Origin of the sequence: Actinomadura monticuli, assembly GCF_041463655.1 — a bacterium.
GTDB lineage: Bacteria > Actinomycetota > Actinomycetes > Streptosporangiales > Streptosporangiaceae > Spirillospora > Spirillospora monticuli.
The window spans coordinates 247,953-265,102 of the sequence record NZ_JAXCEI010000009.1 but is presented as its reverse complement, the minus strand read 5'-3'; the positions used below and the strand labels follow the sequence as shown (position 1 = coordinate 265,102).

Sequence of the window (17,150 nt, the reverse complement as noted above, 5' to 3'; positions counted from 1 at the left end):
CCGAGACCTCGGCCCTGTCCGTGAGGGCCTGATGGAGAGGAGACCTCCGCATGATCTTCCTGGGGCTGATCGTCGCGCTTGCCGCCGCCGTGGTCGGCGTCGCCGTGGTGCTGGACAACACGGGCGACGGTCAGATGTCCATGTTCGGCGACGAGATTCCAGGGATCACGCAGCAGTGGCACGTGTTCATGGCCGGTGCCGTGGTCGCGATCGTGTTCATGGCGGGGATGATGGTCGCGGCTCTGGGGTTCAGGCGGGCGATGAACCTGCGCCGTGAGCTGCGGGACCTGCGGGACGAGCACGAGGAGTCCCTGCACACGCTTGAGATGGAGCGGCGGAAGTTGCAGCAGGCGCTCGCCCAGGCGCGACGCGGGATGGACGACAAGCCATCGGTGCCCGCCCAACGCGTCGCGCCGAACTGACTGCGGCGCCTGTTCTTACCGACGTCGGCCCGGTCGGACGGTCTCGGACATGCAAGGCCATGGATGCGCCGACGTGCTCCCCGGGCCATCAGCGGGCGTAGCGCCCGCTAGCGACCCGCCTGGTAGGACGAGGCTCGGCTGGACTGGCGACGTCCCGGAGGCGCTTGGGCTCCCAGGAGGTCACTTGGGGGCTTCGGCAAGAAGGACGGCTAGCAGGGAGAGGGCGCCGCGCTTGTCCAGGGGGTCGTTGCCGTTGCCGCACTTGGGCGACTGGATGCAGGACGGGCAGCCCGACTCGCATTCACAGGATGCGATGGCGTCGCGCGTAGCGTGCAGCCAGGCGGAGGCGTCCGCGTAGCCGCGTTCGGCGAATCCCGCGCCGCCCTCATGCCCGTCGTACACGAACACGGTGAGGAGACCCGTGTCGGGGTGGACGGCCGTGGACACACCACCGATGTCCCAACGGTCGCATGTGGCGAACAGTGGAAGCAGACCGATCGAGGCGTGTTCGGCGGCGTGGGCGGCGCCCGCCAGGTCGAGGTCGTCGTCCAAGGTGGAGATCTGCGACTCTGACAGCGTCCACCACACGGCGCGGGTTCGGAGGGTGCGGGGCGGTAGGTCCAGGGGCTTTTCGCCGAGCATCTCACCTGTTTGCAGGCGGCGCATCTGGTAGGCGACCACCTGGCGGGTGACGTCGACGGTTCCGAAGCAGAGCGTGGCGTCGCCCCAGGCGATGGAGCGGAGCCGTTCGACGATCCTGATGTCGGTCACGTCGCGGGCGGTCGTCGAGTAGTCGGGGTCGGCCGACTCTACGAGCGCGACAGAATCGTCCAGATCGAGGGTGTGGACGATGTAGGACTCGCCCTGATGGATGTAGACCGCGCCTTCGTGGACGGTCGTGTGCGCGGAGGCTTCATCGACGGTGCCGAGAAGGCGCCCTGTCGACAGCTCCACGACCTGGATGGGTGCGCCGCCCGCTCCCCGGATGTCGGCCAGATCGGCGGCCCTGTCGCGGCGCGTCCAGTACCAGCCGGCGGGGCGGCGGCGGAGGAGGCCCCGGCGGACGAGGTCGGGCAGCAGGTCGGCGGTCGCCGGGCCGAACAGCGGGAGGTCGTCCTCGGTGAGCGGCATCTCGGACGCGGCGGCGCACAGGTGCGGTTCCAGGACGTACGGGTTGTCGGGGTCGAGGACGGTCGCCTCGACCGGTGTGCCGAAGATCGCCTCGGGGTGGTGGACGAGGAACGTGTCGAGCGGGTCGTCCCGGGCGACGAGGACCGCGAGGGCCGCCTGTCCGGAGCGTCCGGCACGTCCGGCCTGTTGCCAGAGGGACGCACGGGTGCCGGGCCAGCCGCAGACGAGGACGGCGTCGAGCCCGGAGACGTCCACCCCGAGTTCGAGGGCGTTGGTGCTCGCCAAGCCGACGATGGAACGGGAACGCAGAGCGGCCTCCAGCGCGCGCCGTTCCTCGGGCAGATAGCCCGCTCGGTAGGCGGCGACCTGTTCGGCCAAGGCCGGGGCGACCTCGTGCAGCGCGCGCTTGGCGCTGAGTGCCACCGACTCTGCCCCGCGCCTAGAACGGACGAACGCGAGCGTCTGAACGCCTTCGACAACGAGGTCGGCCAGAAGGTCGCCTGCCTCGGCCGTCGCGGTACGGCGAACGGGGGCGCCGCGCTCGCCGCGCAGCTCCGTCAGTGGCGGTTCCCACAGCGCGAACGTCGCGGGCCCGCGCGGCGACGCGTCGTCGTCGACCGCGACCACGTCCAGCCCGGTGAGGCGGGACGCGGCGGACGCGGGTGAGGACGTCGTCGCCGACGCGAGGACGAACGTCGGGGAGGCGTGGTACCGCTTGCACAGCCGGCGCAGGCGGCGCAGGACCTGCGCGACGTGCGACCCGAACACCCCTCGGTATCCATGCGCCTCGTCGATGATCACGTACCGGAGGCGGCGCAGGAAGGAGGACCAGCGGGCATGCGCGGGCAGGATCGACCGGTGCAGCATGTCCGGATTCGTCAGCACATAGTTCGCGTGCTGCCGGACCCACGTCCGCTCGTCCTGCGGCGTGTCGCCGTCGTAGGTCGCCGCCCGGACGCGCGTGAGGTGCAGCGAGCGGAGCGCCCGGAGCTGGTCGGCGGCCAGCGCCTTCGTCGGCGACAGGTAGAGGACCGTCCCCTCGTGGCGGGGATTCTCCTCCCCCGCATAGATCGCCTCGACGCAGGGCAGCAGGTAGGCGAGGGACTTACCGGACGCGGTCCCAGTGGCAATGATCACAGAGCGGCCGGCGTGCGCGTGTTCGGCGGCGGCGGCCTGGTGCTCCCACGGGGCCTCGATGCCCGCCGCCGCGAGCCGCTCGACGAGCAGCGGGGGCGCCCATGCCGGCCACCCGGTCCGGCGGCCCTGACGTGCGGGAACGCTCTCCACATGGGTGATGCGCTCGCGTCGCGAAGGGTCGGCGAGGAGCCGGTCGAGGGGGGAAGATCTTTGGGCGCCCATCAGGTTTTCAGTTTGCCAGCCTGGGCAAAACTACGGGAACGCCCCGGCGCCAGTGGGCCCGTCCCCCCTGCCCTGGCGAGTAGATCAGCAGGTCAGACGGGATGGCGCGAACTTTCGCCCGTGTGGGCGATTACGTGCGTACACGACGCCGGAGCGTGGTTGAATCACGGCGAAGTCTCGATGGCCGGTCACCACCGGTGGCGCGGGCATCGAGATCGGATAGTGCTGCACGGCGCGTGGAGGATCTGTGGACCTGAAGGTGAACGACTACACCACCGACGATGGCCTCACCGTCATCAACGTGGAGGGCGAGATCGACGTCTACACGGCGCCGAAGCTTCGCGAGAAGCTCATCGACCTGGTCAACAAGGGCAAGTTCCACCTGCTCGTGGACATGGAGAAGGTGGAGTTCCTCGACTCCACCGGCCTCGGCGTCCTCGTCGGCGGGTTGAAGCGGGTGCGCGCCCACGACGGCTCGCTGGAGCTGGTGTGCACCCAGGAGCGCATCCTCAAGATCTTCCGGATCACGGGGTTGACCAAGGTCTTCGGCATCCACGACTCGATCGCCGAGGCCGAGGAGAAGCGCAAGGGCGCCAAGTAGGCGGCCTGTAGCTGAGATGTCGACCGTTGAACTGTCCTTCAGCGCGCTGCCCGTCCACGTACGGACCGCCCGCCTGATCGTGACCGCCGTGGCCCGCCGAAGTGGCGTCGCCGAGCCGCTGCTGGACGAGGTCAGGCTCGCGGTCGGCGAGGCGTGCTCGCGTGCCGTGGAGGCCCATCGCCGGCACTGCCCGGACGAGCCCGTCCGCCTCGAGCTCAGCGGCGCCGACCGCCGCTTCGAGGTGACCGTCAGCGACACCGTCCCCGGCGACGACACGCCGGGCGACCTTCCGACGGCCGTGGACGCGGACGAGTTCGACTACGGCCTGGGCGAGGGCACCGCGGAGCTGGGGCTGGCGGTCATCGCCGGGCTCGCAGACGACGTGGAGATCGCCGCCACGCCCAAGGGGGTCCAGATACGCATGAGCTGGCCGGCCGAGGCTGAGGCGACCATCTAGACGCGCGCCCGCCCCACCAAGACCAAAGGCCCCGCCGCCCCCGGCGGGGCCTTAGTCGTCCCCACCGCGGCCATCACCGCCACGCACCTGTCGAGCCCGCGCCGTCGTGCCGAGGGGCGCGTCGGGCCTGTGACGCGTCGCTGGGACGTCTCCAGGGGCCGGCAGAGCGTAGAACCCTTGTAGTGCGTACTGCACCCGTGCGGGCCGCCTGCGCTCCGAGTTCGCGTGCCGCCGTCCCCCTCTCCCGTCCCTGCGCCTCCGCGCGCTGTGTGTGTTCGGGGAGCGCGTGATGCGCGGGGCTCGTGTTGTGCGTTCGAAGGTGTGCGTCCGGGTCCGGTCGTCGGGGACCTTGGGGTTGGTGGGGTTGGTGGGGTCGGTGGGAGCAGGGTTGTGAGATTCTCTTCGGGTTGATCTCGGTTCGGGTCGATTTGGGCCTAGACATATTTCGTGTTAATGCCTAGCTTTAACTCGGACGCCGGTTGTCGGGCCGATGCGCCCAATGTCTGCTGCGCCTGTCAAGGTGGCGGTGGGGTAAGGGACGTGTAACCCCGACTGACCTGCGGCGATGACGCGTGACCTGGCGTATGGGTCAAATTCTGGCGTATCGCTCGTTGCATTTTTGGCGACATCCTCTTCAAGGGCCGTGCGGCCTTAACATTCGACTTGCGCGTGCGTAGACTCCCGGCACCCGCGTTGCCGTGCGAGGCGTTCGAAAACATGACTCGCGGGGTACGCGGTAAAGATCGTCTTCTTTGTGACGATCGAGTCGCAATGCCCCTGTCGAGGAGGACGGATGTCCGGGTTTTCCCTGTCAAGCCCGGCCAGCGCAGAAGTGGATCTCGGCGGCGGCGACCTCTCCCTGGTCGTCGTCGTCGCTGTGGTCGCACTGTTGGCACTGGCCGTCGCCGCGGGTCTCGTCCGCGATGTCCTGGCCGCGGGCCAGGGCACCGCCAAGATGCAGGAGATCGCGCGCGCCGTTCAGGTAGGCGCGAGTGCCTACCTGAAACGCCAGTTCCGAACGGTCGCGGTCTTCGTCGTACTGATACCGCTCGTTCTGCTACTGCTACCCGCCGACTCGACGAGCGAGCGGATCGGACGCTCGGTCTTCTTCGTCATCGGCGCGCTGTTCTCCGCCGTCACCGGGTTCACCGGCATGTGGCTCGCGGTGCGCGGCAACGTACGGGTCGCCGCGGCCGCCCGCGAGGAGGGCGGCGAGCGGACGGCGATGCGGATCGCGTTCCGCACCGGCGGCGTCGCCGGCATGTTCACGGTGGGCCTCGGCCTGTTCGGCGCGGCGATCGTCGTCCTCGCCTACCAGGGCGACGCGCCGAAGGTGCTGGAGGGCTTCGGCTTCGGCGCCGCGCTGCTCGCCATGTTCATGCGTGTCGGCGGCGGCATCTTCACCAAGGCCGCGGACGTCGGCGCCGACCTCGTCGGCAAGGTCGAGCAGGGCATCCCGGAGGACGACCCGCGCAACGCCGCGACGATCGCCGACAACGTGGGCGACAACGTCGGCGACTGCGCCGGGATGGCCGCCGACCTGTTCGAGTCGTACGCGGTCACGCTGGTCGCGGCGCTCATCCTGGGGACGGCGGCGTTCGGCACCGAGGGCCTGGTGTTCCCGCTGATCGTCCCGATGATCGGTGTGATCACCGCGGTGATCGGCATCTTCGCGGTGGCGCCCCGCGCCGGAGACCGCTCCGGCATGACGGCGATCAACCGCGGGTTCTTCATCTCGGCGGGCATCTCGGCGATCCTCGTCGCGATCGCCGCGTTCGTGTACCTGCCGTCGTCGTTCGCCGAGCTGAACGGCGTCACCGACGGCGCCATCCGCGGCCTGGACGCCGACCCGCGCTGGGTCGCGCTCGGCTCGGTGATCATCGGCATCGTGCTGGCGAGCGTCATCCAGCTGCTCACCGGCTACTTCACCGAGACCAACCGCAAGCCGGTGAAGGAGGTCACCGACAGCGCCCGGACGGGCCCGGCGACCGTCATCCTGTCCGGCATCTCGCTCGGCCTGGAGTCGGCCGTCTACACCGCGCTCGTCATCGCCGGCGCCGTGTACGGGGCGTTCCTGCTCGGCTTCGGCAACACCACCGTCGCGCTGTTCGCGGTGGCGATGGCCGGGACCGGGCTGCTGACCACGGTCGGCGTCATCGTCTCGATGGACACCTTCGGGCCCGTCTCCGACAACGCCCAGGGCATCGCCGAGATGTCCGGGGACGTGCAGGGCGAGTCCGCGGCCGTCCTGGAGCGGCTGGACGCGGTCGGCAACACCACCAAGGCGATCACCAAGGGCATCGCGATCGCGACGGCGGTGCTCGCGGCGACCGCGCTGTTCGGTTCGTTCCGGACGACGGTGATCGCGGCGCTCGGCGACGCGTCGCAGAGCGCCAAGGACGCGATCGGCGCCGACTTCCTCGACTTCAACCTGTCGATCGCGAGCCCGAACGTCCTGATCGGGCTGATCATCGGCGCGTCCGTCGTGTTCCTGTTCTCCGGCCTGGCGATCATGGCGGTGGGCCGGGCGGCCGGACGGGTCGTGGTGGAGGTGCGCGAGCAGTTCCGCACCAAGCCCGGGATCATGGACTACACCGAGAAGCCCGACTACGACCGCGTCGTGGACATCTGCACCCGGGACGCGCAGCGCGAGCTCGCCACCCCCGGACTGCTGGCGATCATGTCGCCGATCGCGGTCGGCTTCGCCCTCGGGTACGCGCCGCTCGGCGCCTACCTGGGCGGCGCGATCGCCGCGGGCGTGCTGATGGCGGTGTTCCTCGCCAACTCCGGCGGCGCCTGGGACAACGCCAAGAAGCTCGTCGAGGAGGGCCACCTCGGCGGCAAGGGCAGCGACGCGCACGAGGCGACGATCATCGGCGACACGGTCGGCGACCCGTTCAAGGACACCGCGGGCCCCTCGATCAACCCGCTGATCAAGGTGATGAACCTGGTCGCGCTGCTGATCGCGGACGCCGTGGTGACGTACGCGGGCAACACGGTGCTGCGCGTCGTCGTGACCGTCCTGTCGGTCGGGGTCATCGTCGCGGCGATCGTGATCTCCAAGCGGCGCGCCGACCCGATCGCCGAGCCGGCCGCCGACCCGGCGGTCAAGGACGGCGAGCCGGAGAAGGCGGCCGTGGACGGCGGCGAGGTCAAGGCCGTCGAGGAGGCGGCCGTCGGCGCCGACGCCAACGGTGCCGCGGCTGAGACGGGCACCGAGGAGTCCGCCAAGAAGGGCTGACGGTTCGACCGGGAAGGGCCGGCGGCATCGGTGCCGCCGGCCCTTCCGCATGTCCGGGGTCGTGTCCCGAGCACCGGGCGCCGGCCGTACGCTGGGGGACGAGGGCCGGACGTTCCAGGCCCCGGACGGAAATCGGGAGGCGCTGTGGCGAGCGGCGACGGCGGCAGGCCGGCGATGTCGGGGGCCAAGGGCTTCGCCGTCATGATCGGCGGGATGCTCGGCGTCCTCCTGGTGCTCTGGGTGCTGGCGGCCCTCCTCGCGCCCTAGCGCCCGCATCGCGGCGCGGCGCGGCGCGGCCTAATGTGGCGGTCATGCCCACGCTCATCGTGCTCCGTCACGCCAAGGCCGTCGCCGGGTTCGGGACGGCCGACATCGACCGCGTCCTCAACGACCGCGGGCGCCGCGACGCCGCGGCGGCCGGGGAGTGGCTGCGCGCGAACGACCTCGTCCCCGCGCACACGCTGTGCTCCCCGGCCGCGCGGACGCGGGAGACGCTCGCCCTGCTGGCGCTCGACACCGGGGTGAGCTACGAGCCGGGGATCTACGACAACGATCCCGACGGGCTGCTCGCCCTCGTCACGGAGGCGCCGGACGATGCCGGGACGCTGCTGCTGGTCGGGCACAACCCGTCCGTGCACCAGCTCGTCCACGACCTGACCGGGCAGGCCCCGGAGACCTTCCCCACCTGCGCGCTCGCCGTGATCGACCTGCCCGGCACGTGGCCGGACGTCCGCCGCGGCCTGGGGACGCTCCGCACCGTCCGCACCCCGAAGGGCTGACCTCGGCCGTCACCCGCGCGGCGCCGCGGCGGTCAGGGACGATTCGACGGCCGTTCCGGCGTCGCGGCGCAGGGATCTGATCGTGTAGCGGGTGCCGGAGACCTGCAGCAGCGCCTGGCGCAGCGGCGTGACCTCGTCGCGGCCGACGCCCGCCTTGATCTCGGCGCGGCGCCGGCGGGTGAGCGTGGACAGGTGGGAGTCGAGGTCGGCGAGTTGCTCGTCCAGCTCCTCGACGGGCGTGATCCGCTTCGGGTCGATGTCGGCGGGCTCCTCCGTCCGCCCGGCGGCCTCCTCGAACTGGTCGGCGAGCCGGTCGAGGATCTCGGGGATGGGGCCGGTGTCGACGGCCTCCGCGCGCGACAGCCGCGCGACGGCGATGAGGTGGTCGCGGGTGCGGTGCGCGGCGTCCACGGCGGTTCCGAGCTCGGCGATCAGGCCGGTGTCGGGCAGCCGTTCGTGGCCGAGCCGGATCCGGGTCTCGGCGACGGCCTCCGCCGCCCGCTCGGCCGTGACGATCGTGTCGTGCGGGAGCCGGGCCTTCTCGCCCGCGAGGACGTCCGCCGTCGCCCGGACGAGGTCGGCGTGCGTCCCGAGCAGCCGCCCGAGCTGCACCGGCAGCCGCTCCACATGACCGGCGGGCCACAGGAGCCGGACGGCGAGGTACGACAGGAGCGTCCCCGCGATCGTCAGCCCGATCCGCTCCCCGGCGGTGCGCCAGTCGGCGGGGGTGGAGAAGTCGAGCAGCATCATCGCGAGCGGCGTTCCGAACAGCGCCCAGTAGACGTAGTTGACGGAGCGCATGGCGAACCCGGCCAGCGCGAACACGAAGCCGATCACGCCGACGGTGATCTGCCCGGGCGCGAGCGTGAGGATGACGGCGGCGATGGCGCCTCCGGCGGCGGTGCCGCCGACGCGCTGGAGGAGCCGGTCGACGGTCTCGCCGTAGGTGGCGCGCAGGCTGAGCATCGCGGTGATCGTCAGCCAGTGCCCGTGCGAGAGGCCGAGCGCGGCGGTCATCGCCATCGACACGACGGCCGTCACGTACACCCGCGACACCTGCCGGAACGCCGGCGACCGGGTGCCGACGGCGCGCCGGACCCGGTCCCACACCGGCATCGGGTCGAGGGTGCCGGGCATCCGGGGCGGGCCGAGCCCGATCCGCAGGCCGCCCGCGACGATCCGCCGGGCCGAGGCGACCTCGCCGGCGATGCGGTCGATGGAGCGGCGCACCTGCCCGATGAGCGCGACGGCGATGAGGTCCTCGTCCCCGGCGAGCCCGGCGCGCCGGATGTGCTCGGCGGCGCGTCCCATCCGGCGGACGGCGGCGGACTCCTCGCGTCCGAGCGGCGCCTCGCCCGCCGTCGCGACCGCCCCGGACAGCAGCCGCAGCCGCGCGGCGAGCGCCGAGATCGCGGTCTGCGTCTCCAGCCGCCACTCCCGGTCCGGCGGATAGTTCTTCGCCGCCTCCAGGACGGCCTGCAGCGTCACCGTCTCGTGCAGGACGCGGCCCAGCGCGTCGATGAGCCGCTCGGGACGTGTGGGGTCGCTGCGCCCGCGGCCCGTCCGGTACAGCCGGTAGACGGCGCGCGCCGCCGTCAGCGACTCGGACGCGGCCCGCCGCTTGGCCTCCCAGTCGGGGACGCGGGTGACGGCGAGCAGGTCGGGGTCGGTGAGTTCGACGGCGTCGAGCGGTTCCGGGTCGTGGGCGCCGACGTCCTCGGCGACGGCGTCGAGCGCCTCGGCGACCGCGTCGGCGCACTCGCTGAGCGAGGCCCGCAGCGGACGCAGCCGCCGCGCGGGCCACGGCGCGAGCAGCAGCCCGGCGGTGAACAGCCCGCCGAACAGTTCCAGGAGCCCGATGTCCAGCACGTCGGCGGACGGCGGCCGGACGGCGCTCAGCAGCACCGCGAGCCCGGCCGTGGCGCCGATCCGCGGCACGGCGACGCCGAGCGCGATCAGCGGCGGCACGACGATCACGGTCGGCCACAGGTGGCCGCTGAGCAGCCCGCCGACGCCCGCGCCGACCGCGACCACCAGGACCCCGACGGTGAGGCTCCGGGCCTGCGCCCCGTAGGGCCCCTCGGGCGCCCGCAGCGCCACCAGGTACGCGCCGAGCGCGATCACGGACCCCTGCCCCGGGTGCCCGGTCAGCGCCCCCGCGAGCAGCGGCACGGCCACCGCGATGGCCGCGGCCACTCCGTACATGGGCGTCGACGGCCCCTGCGCCTGGGCAAACGCGTCCCGCACCCGCCGCAGCACGTCCCGCCGTTCCTCCGCCGTCACCTCGCCCGCCCACGAAGATCGTTCCCCCGCTTCCCACCCGTACCCAGCCGATCACGGTCTCAGCCCCACCGGCCCGAACCCCGCGACCCGGCGTCACGCGAAGCCGAGGTGCGTGCGCGGTCTGGCCGGCACAGGGGGATCAGGCCGACGGCTTCGCGGGTTCGCGGTGGTCCCAGGCGTCCAGGACCGCGGCGATGGCGGCGCGCTGCTCGCGGTCCGCGGAGATCAGCGAGCTGGACGGGGCGAACGGGACGATGGTCCGGTCCGCGGCGACCTGCCGGCGCAGGGTCGGGACCAGCGGTTCGAGCGCGTCGCCGAGCGCGGAGCGGGCATGCGCGTCGCGACGGGGATTCCAGGGGGCCGCCCCCCTGGACTGACACAGCTAGCGACCGGAGGGAGGAGACCCGTGCGGCGCGGCCGGGGGGCTCGGGGGGTCGTCCCCACGAAGATCGGCAGCGTCGGCGGCTTCTACTTCTTCTCTGGAGATGCCCAGGAGGAAGAGGATGGTGTCCAGGTAGGGGACGTTCACGGCGGTGTCGGCGGCCTGGCGGACGACCGGTTTGGCGTTGTAGGCGATGCCGAGGCCGGCGGCCTGGAGCATGTCGAGGTCGTTGGCGCCGTCGCCGATGGCGACGGTCTGGCTGATGGGGATGCCGGCCTCGCGGGCGAAGCGTTCGAGGGCGGTGGCCTTGCCTGCGCGGTCGATGACGCGGCCGGTGACGCGGCCGGTGAGCTTGCCGTCGACGATCTCCAGGGTGTTGGCGGCGGAGTAGTCGATGCCGAGGTCGTCGACGAGGGCGTCGGTGACCTGGGTGAAGCCGCCGGAGACGATGGCGAACTTGTAGTCGAGGCGCTTGAGGGTGCGGACCATGGTGCGCGCGCCGGCGGCGAGGCGGAGCCTGTCGCGGACGTCGTTGATGGCGGAGGCGTCCAGCCCGGCGAGGAGGGCGACGCGTTCGCGGAGGGAGCCTTCGAAGTCGAGTTCGCCGCGCATGGCGGCCTCGGTGACCTTGGCGACCTCGTCGAGGCAGCCGGCGTGCTCGGCGAGCAGTTCGATGACCTCGCCCTGGATGAGGGTGGAGTCGACGTCCATGACGATGAGGCGCTTGGCGCGGCGGCTGAGGCCGCTCTGCTGGACGGCGACGTCGACCTGCTGCTCGGCGGCCTCGGCGGTGAGGGCGGCGCGGAGGGCGTCGGGGTCGGCGCCGGAGACGTCCATCTCGATGCAGGTGACGGGGTTCTGGGCGAGCCGTTCGATGCGGTCGATGTTGGCGCCGTGCGCGGAGATGCGGCCGGCGATCCCGGCCATGGCGGCGGGCTTCAGCGGGGCGCCGAGGACGGTGACGTGGAGGCGTCCGGTGCGCTTCGGCATCCGCCGGTTGCGGCTCGTGGAGAGTTCGATCTCCATGTCGAGGTCGTTGGCGACGTGTTCGGCGGCGTTCCAGACGCGTCCGATGTCGGCGCCCTCGGTGTAGGCGAGCAGGACGCCGAGCACGAGCCGGCCGCGGATCACGACCTGCTCGACGTCGGCGACCGTGAGCGGGAACTCCGCGAGTGTGCGGAAGAGACGCGAGGTCACGCCGGGGCGGTCGCGTCCGGTGAGTGTGATGAGGAGCGTGCGCTGTGCTGACCCGTCCATAGCTGCTTCCCACGTTACCGGCCGTGACGTGGGCGCCGTGCGCCAGGTCCGGCATGCGAGACGGGTCACATGATCAGGTTGAGGTCGCCGAACTCGTGCCAGAGGTAGCGCTCGGCCAGGGCGGCCTCGTAGGTGGCGGCGAGCAGGTCGTGGCCGGCGATGGCCGTGAGCATCATCAGGTGGGACGACCTGGGCTCGTGCAGGCCGGTGAGGAGGCCGTCCACGGCCCGGACGCCGTTGTCCGGCGTCACGACGTGTTCGGTCCACCCGGAGGACGGGGTGACGCGTCCGGAGGCGTCCACGGCCGTTTCCAGGGCCCGGACGGCGGTCGTCCCCACGGCGATCACTCGGTGGCCTTCGGATCGGACGTGTTCGACCAGCGCCGCCGTGGGCGCGGGCACGGTGTAGCGCTCGGCGTAGGGCGGTTCGTGGGCTTCGGGGGACGCGACGCCGGTGTGCAGCGTGATCGGCGCGATCAGGACGCCGCGCGAGACGAGCCGGGTCACGAGTTCGGGGGTGAAGGGGCGGGCGGCGCTCGGCATCTCGGCGCCGCCGGCGGAGCGGTCGTGGGCGAAGGCGGTCTGGTAGGCGGCGGCGGGCCAGTCGCGGTGGACGTACCCGTACCTGATCGGCGTCCCGTACCGCCGCAGGTAGGGGACGACATCGGTGCTGAGCCGGGCCCGCCACAGGCGGTCGGACTCCCTGCTGGGGGACGACGCCCCACGCGCCCCGGAACGGCCCTTGTGCCGTTCGACGAGGGTCAGGGTCGCGTCGCCGGGCAGCGGGATCCACTCGCCGGGGCAGCCGCCCGAGTAGGGGCGGCTGGCCTTGCCGGCGCGGCGGCGCAGTTCGACGAGCCACAGCCGGTCGTCGGCGCCGGGCACCGGGGTGGAGAAGTGCACGCTGATCCGGTCGAGCCGGACGGCGGCGGGCAGCGTGGCCGACGTGTTCACGACCAGCAGGTCCCCGGCGGCGAGCAGGGACGGCAGGTCGGAGAACGCGTGGTGGGAGACCTCGGGGCGGGGGGAGGCGCCGGTCGCGCGCCGGGAGACCAGGAGGCGGACGCCGTCGCGGGCGCGGCCGCGCGCCTCGGGCGGCTCGTGGGCCTCCAGCGAGGCGGGAAGGATGAAGTCGACGGTCATTTCGGGGCCTCCAACCGGAGAGCGGCGATCGCTCCGAGGAGGGCGATCGCGGCGGACAGCGTTCCGGCGACGGCGAGGCCGGTGCCGAGCCGGCCGGCGCCGAAGCCGGTGACGAGCGCGCCCGCGACGCCGATCACGAGGGACGAGCCGAGGGTGTCGCTGATCTGGAGCGCGGACGAGTTGACGCCCTGCTCGTCCTCCGGCGAGAGGTCGAGGAGCAGGACGGAGAGGCTGCCGATCGAGAAGCCCATCCCGGCGCCGCCGATGATCCAGGCGGGCGCGGCGAGCCAGCCGGACAGCTGGAGGGCGATCGTGGCGAGGACGATCCCGGCGGTGACGAGTACGGCGCCGAGCAGGGCGTAGAACTCGCGCGGGCGCTTGGACCGGCCCTGGATCTGGGACGCCGCCGACCAGCCCAGCCCGCCGACGGTGAGGACGATGCCGGCCTGCGTCGCGCTGAAGTGGTGCAGTTTCGTCAGCGCGAGCGGGATGAACACGTCGGCGCCGAAGAACGCCCCGGAGAGGAGGCCGCGGACGAGGACGATGCTCGGCAGCCCGCGGCGCATCCGGAGCGTCCCGGCGGGGAGGAGGCGCGGGAGCCCGAAGGCCAGCCCGGCGAGGCCCGCGAGCGCGGCGGGCAGCATCGCCCAGCCCGTCCCGCCGAGGCCGTAGAGGAGCACTCCGGCGCCGGCCGCCACGGCGACCGCGGCGACGTACCGCGACGTGCCGCGGCCGGGGGCGGCGTCCACCGGCCGGATGCCGCGCAGCGCCGGCGCGAGCAGCAGCGTGGGCGGGACGACCAGCGGGATCAGCCCGAGGAACACCCACCGCCAGCCGGCGTGCTCGGCGACGAGCCCGCCGACCGCCGGGCCGATCAGCGACGGCAGCACCCACGCCGCCGACAGCGCCGCGAACACCCGCGACCGCAGCTCCTCCGGGTACACGCGGGCGATCACGACGTACAGGGCGACGAGCGAGACGCCGGTGCCGAGGCCCTGCACGGCGCGTCCGGCCACGAAGATCCACATGGACGGCGCGGCGCCCGCGACGACGAGCCCGGCGAGGAACGTGCCGAGCCCGGTCATGATCGGGCGCACCGGGCCGGACCGGTCGACCCAGCCGCCCGCCAGCACCGTCGACAGCAGGCTCGTGATCAGGGTGGCGCTGAAGCCCCACGCGTACAGCGACAGCCCGTCCAGGTCGCCCGCGACGACCGGCATGACGGTGCTGACGGCGACGCTCTCGAACGCCAGCAGCGTCACGACGAGCACGATCCCGAACGTCGCGCTCCGGAACCCGCCGGTGAGGACACCGCGCCCCGGAACGGGCACCTGCTCGTGATCGAGGACGGCGGTCATCGCGCGCCCGCCAGGCCGTCCCCGTGCGGGCCCGCGCCTTCCGGCACGAGCTCGGCGGCCCGGTACCGGCCGCTCGGCCGCCGCTCGGTGATCAGGCGATGCAGGGCGGCGGCGGCCTCGGACGGCGGCGGCGCGGCGTCGGCGTCCTCCCCGGCGGCGCGCAGCATGTCGGTGTTCATCTCGCCGGGATCCGCCCACCACACGGCCACGTCGGGCTCCTCCGCCGCGAGGACGTTCGACAGCTGCTCCAGCGCCGCCTTGGACGTCCCGTAGCCGCCCCACGTCTCGTAGTTCTCCACGGCCGCGTCCGAGGTGATGTTGAGGATCGCGCCGCGCCGCTCCCGCAGGCCCGGCAGGACGCCCTGGATCAGCGTGAGCGGCGCCAGCACGTTCGACGCGAACACGGCGGCGAGGTCGGCGGCGGGCAGCGAGGCGAGCCGGGGCATCGGCGTCGGCCCGAGCGTGCTCGCGTTGTTGACGAGCAGGTCGAGCCCGCCCGACACGGCCCGGACGAGATCGTCGCGGTGTGCGGGATCGGTGACGTCCCCGGCGATCCCGGTCGCGCCGGTCTCGGCCGCCGCCGCCGCCAGCGCGGCCGGGTCGCGGGCGTCGATGACGAGGGTCCAGCCGTCCTGCGCCAGTTCCCGGGCGAGCGCCCGTCCGAGCCCCCGGGAACCGCCTGTGATCAGTGCCGTCTTCATGGCTTCGACGCTAGGAACCGGAGCGGTTGCGCGGCATCGGCCGCCCGTTCCCGGGCCGGTGGTCAGATGGTCCTAGGACCCCGGTCCCGCGGAGATGGATGCGGATAGTCGTCCAGGCTGATTCGGGAAGACCCGCCCAGAGAGTACGGTCTTCACATGTGGGCCCCGCGGGGGCGCACAGGGGAGGACGAGAGGCCGCGATGGAGACCGACGACGGGTGCCGCGGCGTCCAGGGCGCGACCCTGCACGCCGTCAGCTCCGCCGTGCTCGCGGTGACCCGGCACCTGTCCGTGCACGAGGTGCTGCAGGTGATCGTGCGGGCGGCGGCGCAGCTGCTGGACGCCCGGTACGCCGCGCTCGGCGTCCCCGACGACGAGGGCTCGTTCGCCGAGTTCGTCGTCGCCGGCGTCTCGGACGAGGAGTGGGAGCGGATCGGCCCGCTGCCCCGCCAGCACGGCATGCTCGCCGCGATGCTGAAGAGCGACACGCCGAAGCGGCTCGGCGACATCCGCAGGGAGCCGGAGTTCGAGGGCTGGCCGGTCGCGCACCCCGTCCTGAAGGACTTCCTCGGCGTCCCGATACGCGACGGCGAGGACGTGCTGGGCATCGTCTTCCTGGCCAACAAGCAGACCCCGGGCGGCTTCACCCAGGACGACGAGGACCTGCTCACCCTGTTCGCCGCGCACGCCGCGATCGCGATGACGAACGCCCGCCTCTACGAGCACAACCGCGAGCTGACGGTCGTCGCGGAGCGCAACCGGCTGGCCCGTGAGCTGCACGACGCCGTCGCGCAGAAGCTGTTCTCGCTGCGGCTGACGGCGCGCACCGCGTCCGCGCTGGCCGAGCGCGACCCGGCGCGGACCGTCAGGGAGCTGGAGCAGGTCGAGCGGCTCGCCGCCGAGGCGCTCGCCGAGCTGCGCGCCGTCATCTTCGAGCTGCGGCCCACCGACCTCGCGGACGGCCTGGTCGCGTCGCTGCGCAAGCACGTCGACGTGCTCGACCGGGCGCACGAGGCGACCGTGCGCATCGCCGCGGACGAGGCCGTCGTCCTGCCGGAGGAGCACGAGGCCGTCGCGTTCCGCATCACCCAGGAGGCGCTCTACAACGCGCTGCGACACGCCCGTGCCGGCAACGTGGAGGTACGTCTCGGCACAGAAGACGGGCGGGCCGTGCTAGAGGTCGCCGACGACGGCACCGGTTTCGACGCGTCCGACACCGAGCCCCAGGGCGGCCTTGGGCTCGCCTCCATGCGCGACCGGGCCGACTCCATCGGCGGCGAGCTCACCATCGACGCCGCACCTGGGAAGGGCACGACCGTCCGGCTGGAGGTGGCGCTGTGACCTCGAGGCCGGGCGCCATCAAGGTGCTCATCGCCGACGACCATCCCGTCGTCCGGCAGGGGCTGCGCACCTTCCTCGGCATCCAGGACGACATCGAGGTCGTCGGCGAGGCCGAGGACGGCGTGTCGGCCGTGACACTGGCCGAATCCCTGGAGCCCGATATCGTGCTCATGGACCTCAAGATGCCGGGCGCCGACGGTCTGGCCGCGCTGACGGAGCTGCGGGCTCGTGGGGTGAAGGCACGGGTCCTGGTCCTCACCAGCGTCACGGAACGTGGGCACGTGCTGCCGGCCGTGCAGGCGGGTGCGGCCGGGTACCTGTACAAGGACGTCGACCCGCAGGCGCTCGTCCAGGCGATCAGGGCGGTCAACGACGGGCACGTCCTGTTCGCGCCGGACGCGGCCGAGGCGGTGCTGGCGGGCGGCCCGGCGGACGGGAACGACGACCGCGGCCTGGCCGCGCTGACCGAACGGGAACGGGAGGTGCTCGTGCACATCGCGCGGGGCAGGTCCAACCGAGAGATCGCGCGTGCACTCGTGGTGTCCGAGAAGACGGTCAAGACGCACGTCAGTAATCTGCTCATGAAACTGGGAGTCCAGGATCGGACGCAGGCGGCGCTCTACGCTGTCCGGCATGGAGTCGGAACGTCCGGCGCGGCCGGGGAAACCGGGGAATCCACCGTCCGCTACTGATAAAA

Annotated in this window: 14 protein-coding genes; 8 read left to right on the top strand and 6 right to left on the bottom strand. The window is 72.5% G+C overall.

From position 1 onward, the window contains the following. Positions 1-50 precede the first annotated feature (50 nt). A complete protein-coding gene (locus SM611_RS22040) occupies positions 51-422 on the top strand; it encodes a hypothetical protein (RefSeq protein WP_371951764.1) in 372 nt (123 codons plus the stop codon). Between the two features lie 180 nt (positions 423-602). Here the strand turns inward: SM611_RS22040 and sftH are convergent, their stop codons facing one another. Continuing rightward, complete coding sequence (gene sftH / locus SM611_RS22035; RefSeq protein ID WP_371951763.1) at positions 603-2,912, bottom strand: DEAD/DEAH box helicase; 2,310 nt, start codon at positions 2,910-2,912, stop codon at positions 603-605. Positions 2,913-3,159: 247 nt separating this feature from the next. Here sftH and SM611_RS22030 point away from each other — a divergent pair, with 247 nt between their 5' ends. The 5 genes from SM611_RS22030 (at position 3,160) to SM611_RS22010 (ending at position 7,990) form a co-directional block, all read left to right on the top strand. After that, entirely contained in the window at positions 3,160-3,513 is a 354-nt protein-coding gene (locus SM611_RS22030) for an STAS domain-containing protein (protein ID WP_021597910.1), read from the top strand. A 16-nt stretch (positions 3,514-3,529) separates the two neighbouring features. Further along, entirely contained in the window at positions 3,530-3,970 is a 441-nt protein-coding gene (locus SM611_RS22025; protein ID WP_371951762.1) for an ATP-binding protein, read from the top strand. Positions 3,971-4,763: 793 nt separating this feature from the next. Next, positions 4,764-7,211 (top strand): sodium-translocating pyrophosphatase, encoded by a 2,448-nt coding sequence (locus SM611_RS22020; RefSeq protein ID WP_371951761.1) that lies wholly within the window; start codon positions 4,764-4,766, stop codon positions 7,209-7,211. A 144-nt stretch (positions 7,212-7,355) separates the two neighbouring features. Beyond that, entirely contained in the window at positions 7,356-7,478 is a 123-nt protein-coding gene (locus SM611_RS22015) for a hypothetical protein (protein WP_371951760.1), read from the top strand. 44 nt (positions 7,479-7,522) lie between these two features. Beyond that, positions 7,523-7,990 (top strand): SixA phosphatase family protein, encoded by a 468-nt coding sequence (locus tag SM611_RS22010; protein ID WP_371951759.1) that lies wholly within the window; start codon positions 7,523-7,525, stop codon positions 7,988-7,990. Positions 7,991-7,999: 9 nt separating this feature from the next. Here SM611_RS22010 and SM611_RS22005 read toward each other — a convergent pair whose 3' ends face one another. The 5 genes from SM611_RS22005 to SM611_RS21985 form a co-directional block, all read right to left on the bottom strand. After that, the gene (locus tag SM611_RS22005; protein WP_371951758.1) at positions 8,000-10,273 is read right to left on the bottom strand and encodes an FUSC family protein; all 2,274 of its coding nucleotides are present in this window, start codon (positions 10,271-10,273) and stop codon (positions 8,000-8,002) included. 382 nt (positions 10,274-10,655) lie between these two features. Further along, entirely contained in the window at positions 10,656-11,912 is a 1,257-nt protein-coding gene (serB, locus tag SM611_RS22000; protein WP_371951757.1) for a phosphoserine phosphatase SerB, read from the bottom strand. A 65-nt stretch (positions 11,913-11,977) separates the two neighbouring features. Next, positions 11,978-13,054, bottom strand: coding sequence for an S-adenosylmethionine:tRNA ribosyltransferase-isomerase (locus tag SM611_RS21995; RefSeq protein WP_371951756.1), 1,077 nt, complete (start codon positions 13,052-13,054; stop codon positions 11,978-11,980). Further along, the gene (locus SM611_RS21990; RefSeq protein ID WP_371951755.1) at positions 13,051-14,412 is read right to left on the bottom strand and encodes an MFS transporter; all 1,362 of its coding nucleotides are present in this window, start codon (positions 14,410-14,412) and stop codon (positions 13,051-13,053) included. Before SM611_RS21990 ends, SM611_RS21995 begins: the two co-directional genes overlap by 4 nt. Then, the gene (locus SM611_RS21985) at positions 14,409-15,113 is read right to left on the bottom strand and encodes an SDR family NAD(P)-dependent oxidoreductase (protein WP_371951754.1); all 705 of its coding nucleotides are present in this window, start codon (positions 15,111-15,113) and stop codon (positions 14,409-14,411) included. The genes SM611_RS21990 and SM611_RS21985 overlap by 4 nt, the downstream gene beginning before the upstream one ends. Positions 15,114-15,313: 200 nt before the next feature. Here SM611_RS21985 and SM611_RS21980 point away from each other — a divergent pair, with 200 nt between their 5' ends. Next, positions 15,314-16,453: a GAF domain-containing sensor histidine kinase gene (locus SM611_RS21980; RefSeq protein WP_371951753.1), complete on the top strand. Its 1,140-nt coding sequence runs from the start codon at positions 15,314-15,316 to the stop codon at positions 16,451-16,453. Then, positions 16,450-17,145 carry a response regulator gene (locus SM611_RS21975; protein ID WP_371951752.1) on the top strand — a complete coding sequence of 232 codons (696 nt, stop codon included), beginning with the start codon at positions 16,450-16,452 and terminating at the stop codon, positions 17,143-17,145. The genes SM611_RS21980 and SM611_RS21975 overlap by 4 nt, the downstream gene beginning before the upstream one ends. Positions 17,146-17,150 lie beyond the last annotated feature (5 nt).